The sequence below is a fragment of the Streptomyces sp. NPDC030893 genome, from assembly GCF_055571535.1.
This window is the reverse complement of sequence record NZ_JBVIFC010000021.1, coordinates 66,977-82,082: the sequence shown is the minus strand read 5'-3', so window position 1 is coordinate 82,082 and position 15,106 is coordinate 66,977. Positions and strand designations below refer to the sequence as shown.

Annotated in this window: 14 protein-coding genes; 5 read left to right on the top strand and 9 right to left on the bottom strand. The window is 72.9% G+C overall.

All coding sequences use genetic code 11. From position 1 onward, the window contains the following. Positions 1–5: 5 nt before the first annotated feature. Complete coding sequence (locus ACZ434_RS29530) at positions 6–1,133, bottom strand: ferrochelatase (RefSeq protein WP_468461179.1); 1,128 nt, start codon at positions 1,131–1,133, stop codon at positions 6–8. 148 nt (positions 1,134–1,281) lie between these two features. On the opposite strand from ACZ434_RS29530, the gene ACZ434_RS29525 reads away from it, so the two are divergent. The 3 genes from ACZ434_RS29525 to sepH all read left to right on the top strand — a co-directional run bounded on the left by ACZ434_RS29525 (position 1,282) and on the right by sepH (position 5,174). Next, positions 1,282–2,520 (top strand): MFS transporter, encoded by a 1,239-nt coding sequence (locus ACZ434_RS29525; RefSeq protein WP_468461177.1) that lies wholly within the window; start codon positions 1,282–1,284, stop codon positions 2,518–2,520. Next, positions 2,480–3,799, top strand: a complete 1,320-nt coding sequence (locus ACZ434_RS29520; protein ID WP_468461175.1) for a D-arabinono-1,4-lactone oxidase — start codon at positions 2,480–2,482, stop codon at positions 3,797–3,799. The genes ACZ434_RS29525 and ACZ434_RS29520 overlap by 41 nt, the downstream gene beginning before the upstream one ends. A 313-nt stretch (positions 3,800–4,112) precedes the next feature. Further along, positions 4,113–5,174: a septation protein SepH gene (gene sepH, locus ACZ434_RS29515; protein ID WP_468461173.1), complete on the top strand. Its 1,062-nt coding sequence runs from the start codon at positions 4,113–4,115 to the stop codon at positions 5,172–5,174. A gap of 238 nt (positions 5,175–5,412) precedes the next feature. On the opposite strand, the gene ACZ434_RS29510 is transcribed toward sepH, so the two are convergent. Next, the gene (locus ACZ434_RS29510; protein ID WP_468461171.1) at positions 5,413–6,264 is read right to left on the bottom strand and encodes a sulfurtransferase; all 852 of its coding nucleotides are present in this window, start codon (positions 6,262–6,264) and stop codon (positions 5,413–5,415) included. Between the two features lie 208 nt (positions 6,265–6,472). Here ACZ434_RS29510 and ACZ434_RS29505 point away from each other — a divergent pair, with 208 nt between their 5' ends. Together ACZ434_RS29505 and ACZ434_RS29500 are read left to right on the top strand one after the other, a co-directional pair. Further along, positions 6,473–7,300 (top strand): VOC family protein, encoded by an 828-nt coding sequence (locus ACZ434_RS29505; RefSeq protein WP_468461169.1) that lies wholly within the window; start codon positions 6,473–6,475, stop codon positions 7,298–7,300. A gap of 147 nt (positions 7,301–7,447) precedes the next feature. Further along, entirely contained in the window at positions 7,448–8,095 is a 648-nt protein-coding gene (locus ACZ434_RS29500) for a hypothetical protein (protein WP_468461167.1), read from the top strand. Between the two features lie 81 nt (positions 8,096–8,176). Here the strand turns inward: ACZ434_RS29500 and ACZ434_RS29495 are convergent, their stop codons facing one another. The 7 genes from ACZ434_RS29495 to ACZ434_RS29465 are packed head-to-tail and all read right to left on the bottom strand — an operon-like array spanning position 8,177 to position 15,104. Next, positions 8,177–9,523: an ammonium transporter gene (locus tag ACZ434_RS29495; RefSeq protein ID WP_468461165.1), complete on the bottom strand. Its 1,347-nt coding sequence runs from the start codon at positions 9,521–9,523 to the stop codon at positions 8,177–8,179. A gap of 31 nt (positions 9,524–9,554) precedes the next feature. After that, the gene (locus ACZ434_RS29490) at positions 9,555–10,496 is read right to left on the bottom strand and encodes an urease accessory protein UreD (RefSeq protein WP_468461163.1); all 942 of its coding nucleotides are present in this window, start codon (positions 10,494–10,496) and stop codon (positions 9,555–9,557) included. A gap of 1 nt (position 10,497) precedes the next feature. Then, a complete protein-coding gene (gene ureG / locus ACZ434_RS29485) occupies positions 10,498–11,118 on the bottom strand; it encodes an urease accessory protein UreG (RefSeq protein WP_468461161.1) in 621 nt (206 codons plus the stop codon). A 34-nt stretch (positions 11,119–11,152) separates the two neighbouring features. Further along, positions 11,153–11,899 carry an urease accessory protein UreF gene (locus tag ACZ434_RS29480; protein WP_468461159.1) on the bottom strand — a complete coding sequence of 249 codons (747 nt, stop codon included), beginning with the start codon at positions 11,897–11,899 and terminating at the stop codon, positions 11,153–11,155. Positions 11,900–11,903: 4 nt separating this feature from the next. After that, positions 11,904–13,628 carry an urease subunit alpha gene (gene ureC, locus ACZ434_RS29475; RefSeq protein WP_468461157.1) on the bottom strand — a complete coding sequence of 575 codons (1,725 nt, stop codon included), beginning with the start codon at positions 13,626–13,628 and terminating at the stop codon, positions 11,904–11,906. A gap of 1 nt (position 13,629) precedes the next feature. After that, the gene (locus ACZ434_RS29470; RefSeq protein WP_468461155.1) at positions 13,630–14,094 is read right to left on the bottom strand and encodes an urease subunit beta; all 465 of its coding nucleotides are present in this window, start codon (positions 14,092–14,094) and stop codon (positions 13,630–13,632) included. Next, positions 14,091–15,104: a sirohydrochlorin chelatase gene (locus ACZ434_RS29465; protein WP_468461153.1), complete on the bottom strand. Its 1,014-nt coding sequence runs from the start codon at positions 15,102–15,104 to the stop codon at positions 14,091–14,093. The genes ACZ434_RS29470 and ACZ434_RS29465 overlap by 4 nt, the downstream gene beginning before the upstream one ends. Between the last annotated feature and the right edge of the window lie 2 nt (positions 15,105–15,106).

The window sequence follows — 15,106 nt, the reverse complement described above, 5'->3', positions numbered from 1 at the left end:
GCTCCTCACGCGTAGGGGCTGTCGGCACCTGCCGCGGCGGGGTGCGGGGCGCGGGCCGGGCAGCAGCCGACGGGGCAGAGGTTGTGGCTCGCCCCAAGGGCGCCCAGGGCGCACGGTGTGACGTCCTGCCCGCGCTCGGTCGCCGCGCGCTCCACGATCAGATCGCGGATCGCGGCGGCGAACCGCGGGTCGGCGCCGACGGTCGCCGAACGGCGCGCCGGCAGACCCAGCTCCCCGGCCTTGGCCATGGCCTCCGTGTCGAGGTCGTAGAGGACCTCCATGTGGTCGGAGACGAAGCCGATGGGGGCCATCACCACGGCCGGCACCCCGGCCGCGTGCCGCTCCTCGAGGTGGTCGCAGATGTCGGGCTCCAGCCAGGGGATGTGCGGGGCGCCCGAGCGGGACTGGTAGACGAGCTGCCAGGGGTGGTCGACGCCGGTGCGCTCCCGGACCGCGTCGGCGATCAGCCGGGCCACGTCCAGGTGCTGGGCCACGTACGCCCCGCCGTCCCCGTGCTCCTCCACGGGGCCGGAGGTGTCCGCGGCGCTGTCCGGGATGGAGTGGGTGCAGAAGGCGATGTGGGCGCCGTCCCGGACGTCCTCCGGGAGGTCGGCGAGCGAGCGGACCACCCCGTCGATCATGGGTTCGAGGAAGCCGGGGTGGTTGAAGTAGTGCCGCAGCTTGTCGATCCTCGGCAGTTCCAGGCCCTCCGCCTCCAGGGCCGCGAGGCTGTCGGCGAGGTTCTCGCGGTACTGGCGGCAGCCGGAGTACGAGGCGTAGGCGCTGGTGGCGAGGACGAGGATGCGGCGGCGGCCGTCCTGGACCATCTCGCGCAGGGTGTCGGTGAGGTAGGGCGCCCAGTTGCGGTTGCCCCAGTAGACCGGCAGGTCCAGGCCGTGCCCGGCGAAGTCCTTGCGCAGCGCGTCCAGCAGGGCGCGGTTCTGGTCGTTGATGGGGCTGACCCCGCCGAAGAGGAAGTAGTGCTGCCCGACTTCCTCGAGGCGTTCCTTGGGGATACCGCGCCCGCGGGTCACGTTCTCCAGGAACGGGACCACCTCGTCCGGGCCTTCGGGGCCGCCGAAGGAGAGCAGGAGCAGGGCGTCATAGGGGTTGGCATCGAGCACGTCACGCATGCCTCGATCCTGCCACCCGGCACCGACAGCCGGGACAGGGCGGGGGGTGGCAGGGTGCGTGGCGCGGAAATCGGTGGTGCATTGGAGTGACCCGGGCAGTAATCTGTATCGACTGTGGTCGCACCTTACTGATCCCTCCGGAGCGCCCGTGCCCAGCCCCTATCGCGCCCTGTTCGCCGCGCCCGGCAGCAAGGCCTTCTCCGCCGCGGGGTTCCTCGGCCGGATGCCGCTGTCCATGATGGGCATCGGCGTGGTGACGATGATCTCCCAGCTGACCGGGCGGTACGGACTGGCCGGCGCCCTGTCGGCCACGATCGCGCTCTCGGCGGCGGTGGCGGGTCCGCAGGTCTCGCGTCTGGTGGACCGGTACGGGCAGCGGCGGGTGCTGCGCCCGGCGACCCTGATCTCCCTGACGGCGGCGACGGTGCTGCTGTTCGCCGCGCACTACACGTGGCCGGAGTGGGTGCTGTTCGTCGCGTGCGTCGGCATCGGCTGCGTGCCGAGCGTGGGCGCGATGGTCCGGGCCCGCTGGGCCGCCCTGTACCGGGGCACCCCGAAGCTGCACACCGCGTACTCCTTCGAGTCGGTGGTGGACGAGGTCTGCTTCATCTTCGGGCCGATCGTCTCCATCGGGCTGTCCACGGCCTGGTTCCCGGAGGCCGGTCCGCTGCTCGCGGCCTGCTTCCTGGCGGCCGGTGTGTTCTGGCTGACCTCGCAGCGCGCCACCGAGCCCGAGCCGCATCCGCGCGAGCACCGGGGCGGTGGCACGGCGCTGCGGTCCGTGGGGCTTCAGGTCCTGGTCGTGACGTTCGTGGCGACGGGGACGATCTTCGGCGCGGTGGACGTGGTCACCGTGGCCTTCGCCGAGGAGCAGGGGAACAAGACCGCGGCCAGTGTGGTGCTGGCCGTGTACGCGCTGGGCTCGTGCGTGGCCGGGCTGGTGTTCGGGCTGCTGCACTTCGCGGGGGCGCCGGAGCGTCGTTGGCTGCTGGGTGTCTGCGCGATGGCCGTGAGTATGATCCCACTCCTACTGGTCGGAAACTTGCCGTTTCTGGCCGTGGCGCTGTTCGTTGCGGGTCTGTCCATCGCGCCGACGATGATCACGACGATGTCCCTCATCGAAGAGCACGTACCACGCGCGCAGCTCACCGAGGGCATGACCTGGGTGAGCACGGGGCTCGCGGTCGGGGTCGCGGCGGGCTCCGCCGTGGCCGGCTGGGTGATCGACGCGGCCGGGGCGCGCGCCGGGTACGGGGTTCCGGCGGTGGCCGGTGCCGTCGCGGTCGCGGTCGGTTTCCTCGGGTTCCGCCGGCTCAAGCGGCCGGCCGCGGGTCGGGGAGGTTCCGTTGGTCAGCACAGCGAGCGCGAGGAACGGCACATGGCGTAACTGGGGGGGAACCGTCTCCGCCCGCCCCGCGCGGGAGGTCGCGCCCGCCTCGGTCGACGAGCTGGCCGCCGTCGTGCGCCGGGCCGCCGAGGACGGTCTGCCGGTGAAGCCGGTCGGCAGCGGGCACTCCTTCACGTCCATAGCCGCCACCGACGGGGTGCTGATCCGCCCCCATCTGCTGACCGGCATACGGGACGTCGACCGGGCGGCCGGCACGGTCACGGTCGAGGCCGGCACCCCGCTCAAGAGGCTCAACGTGGCTCTCGCGCGGGAGGGGCTGTCGCTGACCAACATGGGCGACATCATGGAGCAGACGGTCTCCGGGGCGACCAGCACCGGCACGCACGGCACGGGCCGCGACTCCGGCTCCATCGCCGCGCAGATCAAGGGCCTGGAACTGGTCACCGCCGACGGTTCGGTGCTCACGTGTTCCGAGAAGGAGAACCCGGACGTCTTCGCGGCCGCGCGGATCGGTCTCGGTGCCCTCGGCGTCGTCACCGCGGTCACGTTCGCCGTGGAGCCGGTCTTTCTGCTCACCGCCCGTGAGGAGCCGATGTCCTTCGACCGGGTCTGCGCCGAGTTCGACCAACTGCATGCCGAGAACGAGCACTTCGAGTTCTACTGGTTTCCGCACACCGGTAACACCAACACCAAGCGGAACAATCGCAGCGCGGGCCCGGAAAGACCGGTGCCCCGGCTCAAGGGCTGGTTCGAGGACGAGTTCCTCTCCAACGGGGTCTTCCGGGTGGCCAACTGGGTCGGCCGCGCGGCGCCGCCGAGCATTCCGGCCATCGCGCGGATCTGCAGCACGGGGCTCTCCGCGCGGACCTACACCGACATTCCCTACAAGGTGTTCACCTCGCCGCGCCGGGTGCGTTTCGTGGAAATGGAGTACGCCGTTCCGCGCGAGGCCCTGGTGGAGACGTTGCGCGAGCTGAAGGCCATGATCGACCGCTCGCGCCTGCGGATCAGCTTCCCGGTCGAGGTGCGCACGGCGCCGGCCGACGACATCACCCTGTCCACGGCGTCCGGCCGTGACACCGCGTACATCGCCGTCCACATGTTCAAGGGGACCCCCTATCAGGGGTATTTCACCGCCGCCGAACGCGTGTTCACCGCGCACGAGGGGCGGCCGCACTGGGGGAAGATCCACACACGGGACGCCGAGTACTTCTCCCGGGTGTATCCGCGGTTCGGTGAATTCACGGCGCTCCGGGACCGGTTGGATCCGGAACGCCGGTTCCGCAACGACCACTTGCGGAGGATCCTGGGGGCATAGAGGATGCATGGGGCGGCGTGCCCATCCACGCACGTGGCCCAAATGGAGTACTGTTGCGAGCCCTGGGTCCGGTCTCCCGTCAGGGTGCCCGGGACCATGAGGACCGCCGGGAGGGGGCTAGTTGCACACGGTGACGCAGTTGGTCACTCAGCGTTGCGAATAGGTAACCGTGCCATAACGGCGATCCAGGGCCCGCGCCCGACACGCCGGGCAACTCGGCAAGGTTGTGGCAGGCTGCACCCGGGCAGGCCACACTCGACTAGCGGAAGCAGCGACGCACGTGACGTCGGCAGGCACCACCCGGGAGGTCCCCATGCCCGAACTGCGTGTCGTGGCCGTCTCGAATGACGGCACACGGCTGGTGCTGAAGGCTGCGGACAGCACGGAGTACACGCTTCCGATCGACGAGCGGCTCCGGGCCGCCGTGCGCGGCGACCGTCCGCGCCTCGGCCAGATCGAGATCGAGGTGGAGAGCCATCTCCGCCCCCGTGACATCCAGGCACGTATAAGGGCCGGCGCGACCGCGGAAGAGGTCGCCCAGATGGCCGGCATCCCCGTGGACCGCGTACGCCGCTTCGAGGGCCCCGTCCTCGCCGAGCGCGCGTTCATGGCCGAGCGTGCCCGCAAGACCCCCGTCCGCCGCCCCGGTGAGAACTCCGGTCCGCCGCTCGGGGAGGCCGTGCAGGAGCGGCTGCTGCTGCGCGGCGCGGAGAAGGACACCGTCCAGTGGGACTCCTGGCGCCGCGACGACGGCACGTGGGAGGTGCTGCTGGTCTACCGGGTCGCGGGCGAACCGCACTCGGCGAGCTGGACGTACGACCCGCCCCGGCGGCTCGTCCAGGCCGTCGACGACGAGGCGCGCTCGCTGATCGGCGAGTCCGACGACCTGGCCGCGCCCGAGCCCAGCTTCCCGTTCGTCCCGCGCATCGCGCGGCTGCCGCGCGACCGGCCGCTGGACCGGCCCGGTGACCGGGAGCGGCCGAGCCTGCCCGCGCAGGCGTCCGAGCCGGCCGAGGAGTCCACGGCGGCGACGGCGTCCGCGTCGGCCTCCGGTGAACGGGACTCGCTGACCAGCCTGCTGGAGGCGGTGCCGAGCTTCCGGGGCGATCTGGTGGTGCCGGAGCGCGCGCCGGAGCCGGCTGCCGAGGAGCCGGAGTCCGAGCCCGAGGCGGAGGAGCCGCCGGCCCCCGCGGCCTCGGCGGGTTCCGCCTACGCGGACGTCCTGATGCCGCGTTCCGTCGGCAGCCACCGGGACCGTCTCATCGGCTCGACCGACCGTCAGGCCGAGGCGGACGGTGTCCGCCCGGGCCGCCGGGCGGCGGTGCCGAGCTGGGACGAGATCGTGTTCGGGACGCGGCGGAAGAAGCAGGAGTAGGCCGTTCGGGGCCGGAGGGCGGGTGCGCCTTCCGCTGCGTCGAGCCGAGTTTCCTTCGCCCCCGCCGCCCCTTTCCCGTCCCCGGGGCCGCGCCCCGGCCCCCCTCGGCCCTGGACGGGCCTTGTCCTCGGACGGCCCCGAGCCCCGAGGAAGCGCCCCGGGACGGGGCGCTGACGGCCGAGAGGGCTCCTCGGGCGGGCTGTTCGCGGTTCGGTGTGCGGGGGCTTGGCCCTCCCGGCTACTGCGGGTCGGGGCCCAGCGCGACCGGCCGCTCCGGGTCCGCGGACCATTCCGACCAGGAGCCGACGTACAGCGCCGCGGGGATGCCCGCGATCGCCAGCGCCAGCACCTCGTGGGCGCCGGAGACGCCAGAGCCGCAGTACACGCCGACCGGCGCCGACGCCGACACGCCCAGGTTCTTGAAGCGGGCGTCCAGGTCGGCGGCCGGCAGGAAGCGGCCGTCGGGGCCGACGTTCTCCGTGGTGGGCGCCGAGACGGCGCCCGGGATGTGCCCGCCGACCCGGTCGATCGGCTCCACCTCACCGCGGTACCGCTCCCCCGCGCGGGCGTCCAGCAGCACTCCCGAACGCGCCAGCGCCGCCGCGGCGTCGGCGTCCAGCAGCCCCTCCTCCCCCGGCGCCGGCACGAAGTCGCCCTCGGCCGGCCGCGGCACCGTGGTCTCCAGCGGGCCCTCCCAGGACGGCAACCCGCCGTCGAGGACCCGCACGTCCGGGTGACCCGTCCAGCGCAGCAGCCACCACGCGCGGGCGGCGCCCCAGCCCATGCCCCCGTCGTACACGACGACCGGCGTCGCGGACGACACGCCCGCCCGCCGCATCGCGGCGCCGAACACCGCGAGGTCCGGCAGCGGATGACGCCCCCGCCCTCCCGGCGCGGACGCCAACTCCTCGTCCAGGTCGACGAAGACGGCGCCGGGGAGGTGTCCGGCCGTGTACGCGGCCCGTCCCTCGAACGGCGGTTCACCGGTCGCCCGGGCCGTGCTGAGCTGCCAGCGGACGTCGAGCAGCACCGGCGGTTTCCCGCCCGCCAGTTCGCTCGCGAGTTCGGATGCGGAGATGATGGCGTTCATGGTCACCATCCTCGCGCACGGGGTGGCCGAGTCGGCCCGGTCCGGCTACTCTGCTCGGCCGGACAGGAACGGTCACGAGGCGTGCGGGACCGGGCACATACCGTGTCGGCATCGGTGCGGGAACGATCCGCCGAGCGGACGGGACGCGCCCCTCACAGGGGCGGGACGACCACGGCCGGCGCCACGGGCGGCCGAGAAGAGAGCGACGATGACCGACGCATGGGGGAACGCCCGCCCGAACGGTGAGGCGCCCGCCCGGCACGCACCCGGCACACCCTGCTGGGTGAGTCTGATGGTGCACGGACTGGAGGCGACGGAGGAGTTCTACGGGGCGCTGTTCGGCTGGGAGTTCCGCCCGGGACCCGAGCAACTGGGTCCTTACGTACGTGCCTTACTGGACGGCCACCCGGTGGCCGGCATCGGCGTGCTGCCCCCGGACCGCCATCTGCCCATCGCCTGGACGCCCTACTTCGCCTCGGACGACGTGGACGCCACGGCCGACGCGGTGCGCTCCCGCGGCGGCACGATCGGGGTGGGCCCGCTGGACGCCGCCGACGCCGGACGCCTGGCGATCGGCTCCGACCCCTGCGGCGCCGTCTTCGGCATCTGGCAGCCGCCCGCGCACACCGGCCCCGCGGCCACCGGCACCCCCGGCACCCCCGTCTGGAACGAGCTGACGACCTACGAGTCCGCCCATGTGGCCAAGTTCTACGGGACCGTGTTCGACTACGAGGAGGAGCGCGCCGTCTCCGCCGACCGCGACCACGTCACCCTGCGCCTGGACGGCCGCCCCGTCGCCGCCGTCCACGGCCTGGGGGACGCCGTGCCCCGCGACCGTGGGCCGCACTGGCTGACGTACTTCGACGTCCGCGACCTCGACGACGCGGTGGACCGGGTCGGCCGGCTGGGCGGCCTGGTCCTCGGCCCACCCCACGACGGCGACCACGGCCGCGTCGCCCTGGTGGCGGACCCGGAGGGGGCACGGTTCGCGCTGGCGCAGGGGACCCTCCGGCCACCGGGCGGCGGGGACGCGTAGGCGTGCGCTGCCCTGACGGGCCGTCGCCCGACTGGGCCACCGGACGCGCACCCGCACGCGGGCGGCGGCACAGTGGGGGTGCCATCGCCGGCGACGGGCGTGCCGGGAACCGCCGCCGCTCCGTCCGACGGCCCACTGGGAGGATCCGTGCACGACAAGCCGCTCAGCAAGCTCACCGGTGAACTGCTGCGCCGGCGCCCCGGCGCCGCACGCCGCACACGGGAGCGTGTCGGTCCCGACGCGTTCGGCCTGGACGAGGAGAAGGCGCTCGGCTTCGCCGAAGGGGTGCTCGACCCCGCGGAGGAGCCCCGGCTGGCCCAGGAGATCGCCGAGGTCCTCCCACTGGGCTGGTCCCTGGGCCCCCGGGCCAAGGAGCGGGTGAACGAGGTCGCCGAACGCCTCGGCGGCGAGCGCGGCCTGATGGAGTGGCTGGACCGCCACCCGGGCCTTCCCCGCCTGACCGCACGTCTGTTCGTCCTGATGAGCACGCTCGACCGGTACAGCGACGACGCCGCGCTCGTCGAGGCCCTGCGCGCGTCACGGACCGAGGGCCCCTCCCCCGCCGGGCTGGAAGGCGTACTGCCGCCCGGGACCGGCACGGAGACGCTGGGCGACATCTCGTACCACATCGACGAGCTGCTCTTCGACCGGCGGACGCAGGACGCCACGCGGCTCGCTCTCGCGGCGACGCGATGGGTGGGGCAGGCCGCCGCCTCGTCCCCGGAGGCCGGTGAGATCGGCGAGCTGATGGACCATCTGCACCGGGACATCGAGGAGGCCGCCGCGGCGGCCTGACGGCAGCACGCCCCACCCGCACACCCGCCCCGGTGACCGACGCCTCCCGCGCCGGTCACCGGGGTTCCGTGCCGCCAGGGCCTAGCCCTCCCGGTTGTCCCGCAGGAGGCGCTGGATGTCGGCGAGGGAGTCCTTGTCGGTGCCCCGGCCGGCGCCGGTCAGGGCGTCCAGGCGTTCGGCGGTGCGCAGGTCGTAGGCGCGTTCCTCGTCCTCGCCCGGTACGGCGGCGTACGTCTCCTTGTCGGCGAAGCCGACGACGACGTCGACGACCTTGGCGATGATCCAGGTCAGGACGAACGAGTACGCGGCCACGGCGAGGATGGCGACGATCTGCCGCCAGAGCAGGGAGCCGCCGCCCCCGTAGAAGAGGCCCTCCTTGCCGCTGATCTGGGCCGTGGCGAAGAGGCCGACCATGATCAGCCCGACGAGGCCGCCCGCGCCGTGGACGCCGACCACGTCCAGCGTGTCGTCGACGTTCAGGCGGTACTTGAGGGTGATGGCGTAGGCGCAGACCAAGCCGGCCACGAGCCCGGTCACCAGGGCGCCGGTGGGGTCGATCTCACCGCACGCCGGGGTGATGGCGACCATGCCGGCCACGGCCGCCGACCCGACGCCCATCATGGTGACCCGCCGGGTCCGCCAGTACTCCACCAGCGGCCAGGTGACCATCGCGCCGGCCGCGCCGAGCTGGGTGTTGATGAACGCCGTGGCGGCGGTGCCGGTGTCGCGCACGGCCGAACCGGCGTTGAAGGCCAGCCAGCCGAACCACAGCAGCGCCACGCCGATCATGACCAGGGGGATGTTGTTGGGCCGCGGCTCCTTGCGCCGGAAGTCCGCCGGGCCCCTGATCACCAGGGCCGCGGCCAGGCCCGCGATACCGGAGTTGAGTTCCACCGGCAGCCCGCCCGCGAAGTCCAGCGCGCCCAGGTGCTTGGTGATCCAGCCGCTGTCGGCGTCGAAGACCCAGTGCGCGAGGGGCACGTACACGATCAGCAGCCAGAGCACCGAGAAGACCAGCCACCCCCTCATCGTGGCCCGTCCGGCGATGGAACCGCTGATCAGGGCCACCGTGATGATGGCGAAGCCCATCTGGAAGGTGGCGTACACGTAGGTGGGGATGGAGCCGGTCAGGGTGTTCGGCTCGATGCCGCGCAGGAAGGCGTGGTCGAGGTTGCCGATGAGCCCGGCGCCGCCGACGTCCGGGCCGAAGGCGAGCGAGTACCCGACCATGTACCAGACGATGGTCACGAAGCACAGCGAGGCGAAGCTCATCTTGAGCATCACCAGGATGTGCTTGGTGCGGACCATGCCGCCGTAGAAGAAGGCGAGGGCGGGGGTCATCAGCAGCACCATGGCGGCCGCGGCCAGCATCCAGGCGGTGTCGCCGGAGTCGTAGGCGGGCGGCATGGGGGCGGGTGCGGTGATCACGGCATGGTCTCCTGGTCGCGTCGGAGGCGCGCTACGGTTTACGCAGGTCGGGGGCGGGATGACCGATGAGCAGCCGGCGTACGGCGTCCCACGCGGCGCGTACGGCGTCGGCGACACGGGGCTGCTCGTGGCCGAGGACGCGCACCCACGCGCCGCAGTCGTCCGGCAGCACGCTCGCCCCGTGCAGCACGTCGTGGCCGGTCAGCGCCCGGTGCAGGGTGTCGGCGAGCTCGGGGGCCGGGCGGCGGCCGCTGACCACGAACAGCGAGGCGACGTGGTCGTGCCCGGCGAAGACGCCCGGCCCGTCGACCCCGCCGTCGCGGTCCGGCCGCAGCCGCAGGGTGTCCACCGCCAGCAGGGTCCCGTCGGGGCGGCGGATCTCCAGGTCGCTGCCGAGGACGGTGTAGGCGTGCCGCTCACCGCGGGCGATCCGGCCGGCCGTGACCGTCTCCGCGTAGACCACGGTGGCGTTCTCGTGGACGGTCAGCTCCGCGCTCTGGTGGAAGCGGGCGCCCGCGAACGGGATCAGCGGGTCCGGCAGGTACTCGGCGTAGGCGCCGTCGTCCAGGGTGAGGTGGATCCGCTGCGTCGCGTAGTCGTCCTCCATCCGGTAGACCTTGGTGGCCGCCTGCGTGGTGAACAGGGCCTGGGTGCCCGGGCCGCAGCGGAAGTCCTGGCGGTAGCGGTCCGCCTGGGCGATGCCGCCGCCGGTGGCCATCACATAGGTGCACGCCATGCCGGGCAGTTCCGGATCGACGTAGAGCGGCCGCATGATCTCCAGGGGGGACTTCTGGTACCGCTCGACGAGTTCCGTCCGGTCGCCGCGCAGGGCGAAGCCGAGGTCGAGGATGCCCACCTTGGCGGCGGCGCCGGGACGGAGGGTGGCCGGCACCGCCGAGTACGCCGACAGTTCGGGCGGGAGCCGGACCGGCTCGTAGTGGTCCGGCGCGAGCCGGTCGCGGACGGCCGGCACGTCAGACCAGCACCTTGCGCCGTGACTCCAGGAAGGCGGCGACCTCGTCGACGCCCTTGCCGGTCAGGCAGTCGGTCAGCACCACCGGGCCGTCGCCGCGCACGCGGTGGGCGTCGGACTCCATCACGCCGATGTCGGTCCGCACGTACTGCGCGATGTCGATCTTGTTGATGACCAGCAGGTCCGAGTCGGTGATGCCGGGCCCCCGCTTGCGCGGCATCTTCTCCCCCTCGGCGGTGTCCAGGACGAAGACGAACACGTCGACCAGGGCCGGGCTGAAGGTGAGGGTCAGGTTGTCGCCGCCGCTCTCGTAGAGGAGGACGTCGACGTCGGGGCAGCGTTCGAGCATCTCGGCGCCCGCGGCGAGGTTCATCGTGGGGTCGTCGCGCACGGCGGTGTGCGGGCAGGCGCCCGTCTCCACGCCCACGACGCGGTCGCCCTCCAGGACGCCGTCGAGCGTGCGGCGGACGTGCTGGGCGTCCTCCTGGGTGTAGATGTCGTTGGTGATCACGGCGGGCCGGCGGCCCTGCTCGATCAGGACGGGGACGAGCGCCTCGATGAGGGCGGTCTTGCCCGATCCGACGGGGCCGCCGATTCCGACGCGCAGGACGTTGTCTCGCATGATTTCTTCCTCCGGATGACGGGTGGTCGGCTGTTCAGCTGGCGAACAGGCGGGCCTCGGCCCGCTCGTGACGGGCGGACATGACGTCCGCGGCGAAGGTGGTCGCCCCGAGGTCGTCGAAGTCCCGGGCCAGCGCCTGGTGGGTGGTCTCCTCGATGACCGGGGCCGCCCGGCGCAGCAGGACCTGGGCGAGGCGGTGGTCGGTCAGCCGCAGTCTCAGCGCGGCGCCCGCGAAGCTCGCGCAGAACGCGAACAGGTCGGCGGCCACCGCCTGCCGCACGGGCACCCCGGCCGCCGCGTACACCACGCCCGCGGCGACGGCCTGGGTGCCCGGTGCCTGCCGGGCCGTCACCGTCCGGTGGTAGCCGGCGATCCGGGCGTCGCCGAACACCTCGGCGGCGAGGTCCAGCAGCTGGCGTCCGGTGCGGGTGGCGGCCTGCCGCATCTCCCGGTTGAGCTTCGTGGCGTACAGCCGCCGGTCCGTCGCGGCCACCGCCGCCCAGTCGTCCGCCGCGGCGGCCCGGTGCGCCAGGGCCAGCCCGGTGGCGTCGGACGGGCCGACGCCGTGCCGGAGCAGGTCGTGCAGGAGCGCCGGGAGGGAGTCGCGGTCGACGGCTCCCTCCTGTACGTACCCCTCCAGGCCGTGGGACAGCGTGTAGAAGCCGCTGGGGAACGCCGAGTCGGTGAGCTGGAGGCCGACCAGGAGGTGCCCGAGGTCCGTGTCCGGTGCCGCCGCGTGCCGGGCGGGCCCGCCCGGCACGGCGTTCTCGTCGTGGTACATGCGCTCAGGCCAGGAAGAACAGCTGGTTGAGCGGCAGGCTCTGGGCAGGGTCGATGGTCACGACCTCGCCGTCGACGGTGACCTTGTACGTCTCCGGGTCGACTTCGATCTCCGGTACGACGTCGTTGCGGACCATGTTGTGCTTGCCGATGGTGCGGGTCTTGCGCACCGGGAGCACCGTCCGCTCCAGGCCGAGCCGCTCCGGCACCCCGGCCGCGATGCCGGCCTGCGACATGAAGGTGACGTGCGTGGCCTGCATGGCGCGCCCGTAGTGGCCGAACGACGGGCGGTAGTAGACGGGTTGCGGGGTGGGCAGCGAGGCGTTGGGGTCTCCCATCTGCGCCCAGGAGATGATGCCGCCCTTGATGACCATCTTCGGTTTGGCCCCGAAGGAGTGCATGGGCCACAGGACGATGTCCGCGAGCTTGCCCGTCTCGATCGAGCCGACGTAGTCCGAGACACCGCTGGCGACGGCGGGGTTGATGGTCACCTTGGCGAGGAAGCGCAGGACGCGCTGGTTGTCGTTGCGTTCGGAGTCCTCGGGCAGCGGACCGAAGGCCTCCTTGCACACGTGTGCGATCTGGAAGGCGCGGGTGACGGACTCGCCGATGCGGCCCATGGCCTGGGAGTCGGACGAGATCATGCTGATGATGCCCCGGTCGTGCAGGACCGTCTCGGCCGCGATGGTCTCCGCGCGCACCCTGCTGTCCGCGAACGCCACGTCCTCGGGGATGTCGTGGCTGAGGTGGTGGCACACCATCACCATGTCCAGCAGCTCGTCCACGGAGTTCTTGGTGTAGGGCAGCGTGGGGTTGGTGGAGGACGGCAGGACGTTCGGCTCGCCGGTGACCCGCAGGATGTCGGGGGCGTGGCCGCCGCCCGCGCCCTCGCTGTGGAAGGTGTGGATCGTGCGGCCGTCGATCGCGGAACGGGTGTCCTCGAAGAAGCCGCCCTCGTTGAGGGTGTCGGTGTGGATCGCGACCTGGACGTCGTGCCGGTCGGCTACGGCCAGCGCGTTGTCGATGACGGCGGGCGTGGAACCCCAGTCCTCGTGGACCTTGAGGGCGGCGGCGCCGGCCTCGATCTGCTCGTCCAGCGCGCCGGGCAGGCTGCCGTTGCCCTTGCCCATGATGCCGAGGTTCACCGGCAGGTCCTCGGCGGCCTGGAGGATGCAGGCGAGGTTGAAGGGGCCGGGGGTGCAGGTGGTGCCGTTGCTGCCGTCCGTCGGTCCGGTGCCGCCGCCGAACAGCGTGGTGATGCCGTTGCTGAGGGCCTGTTCGCACTGCTGGGGGGTGATGAGGTGCACGTGCGAGTCCATGGCCCCGGCCGTCGCGATCAGGTGCTCGCCCGCGATGACCTCCGTACCGGTGCCGACCACGAGCCGGGGGTCGACGGCGTCCTGGGTCTGCGGGTTGCCGGCCTTGCCGATACCGGCGATGAAGCCGTCCTTGACGCCGATGTCGCACTTGACCACGCCGACCACCGGGTCCATGACCACGACGTTGGTGATCACCAGGTCGAGGGCGCCCTGTGCGGCGGTGGCCTGGGGGTCGGAGGCCATGCCGTCACGCATGGTCTTGCCGCCGCCGTAGACCACCTCGTCGCCGTACGAGCCCTCGCGGAAGTCCTTCTCGACCTCGACGACGAGATTGGTGTCGGCCAGCCGGAAGCGGTCGCCCACCGTCGGGCCGAACAGAGCGGCGTACTGCTTGTGGGAGAGGGTGGGCATGTCAGTGGGATCCCTTCTTCTTCGAGCCCTGCGCGGAATCAGCCTTGTCGGAACCGGCCTTCTTGCCGCCGGTCTTGCCGGCTCCGTTCTCGGTGCCCACGCCGCGGAAGCCGCGCTGCAGTGCCCGGCTGACGGCCTCGACCCGCGCGGGGTGCGACTTGACGCTGCCGTTGAGGAGGCCGCTGAAGCCGTGGAGGCGTCCGGTGCCGGCGTAGGTGCACAGCTCCACCTCGTGGGTGCCGCCGGGCTCGAAGCGGACGGCGGTGCCGGCGGCGATGTTGAGGTGCATGCCGAGCGTGATGTCGCGGTCGAACTCGAGGGCGGAGTTCACCTCGAAGAAGTGGTAGTCCGAACCGACCTGGACCGCCCGGTCGCCGGTGTTGCGGACGGTGACCTTGACGGTCCGCCGGCCGGCGTTCAGCTCGATCGGTCCGTCACCGTACTGGTAGCGCGGGGGAAGCGTCATCGAAGGCTCCTGTGAGAAGGGAGGACGTGCGGGCCGGCGCCCCGGTGGGGGTGCGGGGGGCCGTCCGGGGCACGGTGGCCGCGGTGCGCGGGTGCGGCGCCGTCCGGCGGGTGGGGGTGGGCGTGGGGGTCGGTGTGCGTCTCGTGGGCGGGCACGTGCGCGTCGGTCGCCGGGGCGCGGGCGGGGGTGCGGGGGTGGGTATGCGTGCCGGGGCCGTGGGCGTGGTCGTGCGTGCCGGGACCGTGGCCGTGGTCGTGCGCGCCCGGGCCGTGGGCGTGGTCGTGCGCGCCCGGGCCGTGGCTGTGGGCGTGGCCGTGGGTGTGGGCCGCCGCGAGGCCGCGGGAGAGGCCGTCGTCGCCGAGTTCGTCGTACCGCCGCCAGGCCTGCCGTACCCGTGCGTCGAGGACGCCCGCCACGGCGGGTGCCGGAAGCAGCGGTCCGCCCCACTCGCAGGGTTCGGGGCCGGGAACCACCGGCGTCACCCAGGCGGCCGAGAGCAGCACGACATCGCGCGCACCGAGGGCGCGGCAGCGCCGCAGGCCCTCGGCCACGTCCGGATCGCCTCCGCTCAGCGCGACCTCGACCGTGCGGTGCCTGCCGAACTGCCGTACGAGACGCACGATGCGGAACAGGTCCGCGTCGACGAACGGGTCGCCCGACGGGGCGGTGACCAGCAGTGCCTTGTCCCCGGCCACCCGGGTGGCCGCCGCGCGGAGCCAGCCGATCAGGTGGTCCGCGGTGCCGAAGGGCTCGGCCAGTACGGTCCCGGCGCGGTCCGCGGCGGAGAGGGCCAGCAGGGTACGGGCGGCGTCGGCGACCAGTTCCGGGTCCCTGCCCAGGGTCATCGGCACCACGCAGACGGACTCGCCCCGGGCCCGCGCGGCGCCGACGCACCGCAGCAGCTCACGCCCGCCCGCCACACACGCGGCCCGCGGGCCCAGCAGACCGCGCAGGGCCCGCCCGCCGTCGCTCTCGTGGCCGCCGACCGCGACCACCGTGGCCGGGGACACGG

What these genes read in the sequence shown, in the direction of transcription:
- ACZ434_RS29470 (WP_468461155.1), bottom strand. Translation starts at nt 14,094, where the DNA reads ATGACGCTTCCCCCGCGCTACCAGTACGGTGACGGACCGATCGAGCTG.
- ureG (WP_468461161.1), bottom strand. Translation starts at nt 11,118, where the DNA reads ATGCGAGACAACGTCCTGCGCGTCGGAATCGGCGGCCCCGTCGGATCG.
- ACZ434_RS29530 (WP_468461179.1), bottom strand. Translation starts at nt 1,133, where the DNA reads ATGCGTGACGTGCTCGATGCCAACCCCTATGACGCCCTGCTCCTGCTC.
- ureC (WP_468461157.1), bottom strand. Translation starts at nt 13,628, where the DNA reads ATGCCCACCCTCTCCCACAAGCAGTACGCCGCTCTGTTCGGCCCGACG.
- ACZ434_RS29510 (WP_468461171.1), bottom strand. Translation starts at nt 6,264, where the DNA reads ATGAACGCCATCATCTCCGCATCCGAACTCGCGAGCGAACTGGCGGGC.
- ACZ434_RS29480 (WP_468461159.1), bottom strand. Translation starts at nt 11,899, where the DNA reads ATGTACCACGACGAGAACGCCGTGCCGGGCGGGCCCGCCCGGCACGCG.
- ACZ434_RS29505 (WP_468461169.1), top strand. Translation starts at nt 6,473, where the DNA reads ATGACCGACGCATGGGGGAACGCCCGCCCGAACGGTGAGGCGCCCGCC.
- sepH (WP_468461173.1), top strand. Translation starts at nt 4,113, where the DNA reads ATGCCCGAACTGCGTGTCGTGGCCGTCTCGAATGACGGCACACGGCTG.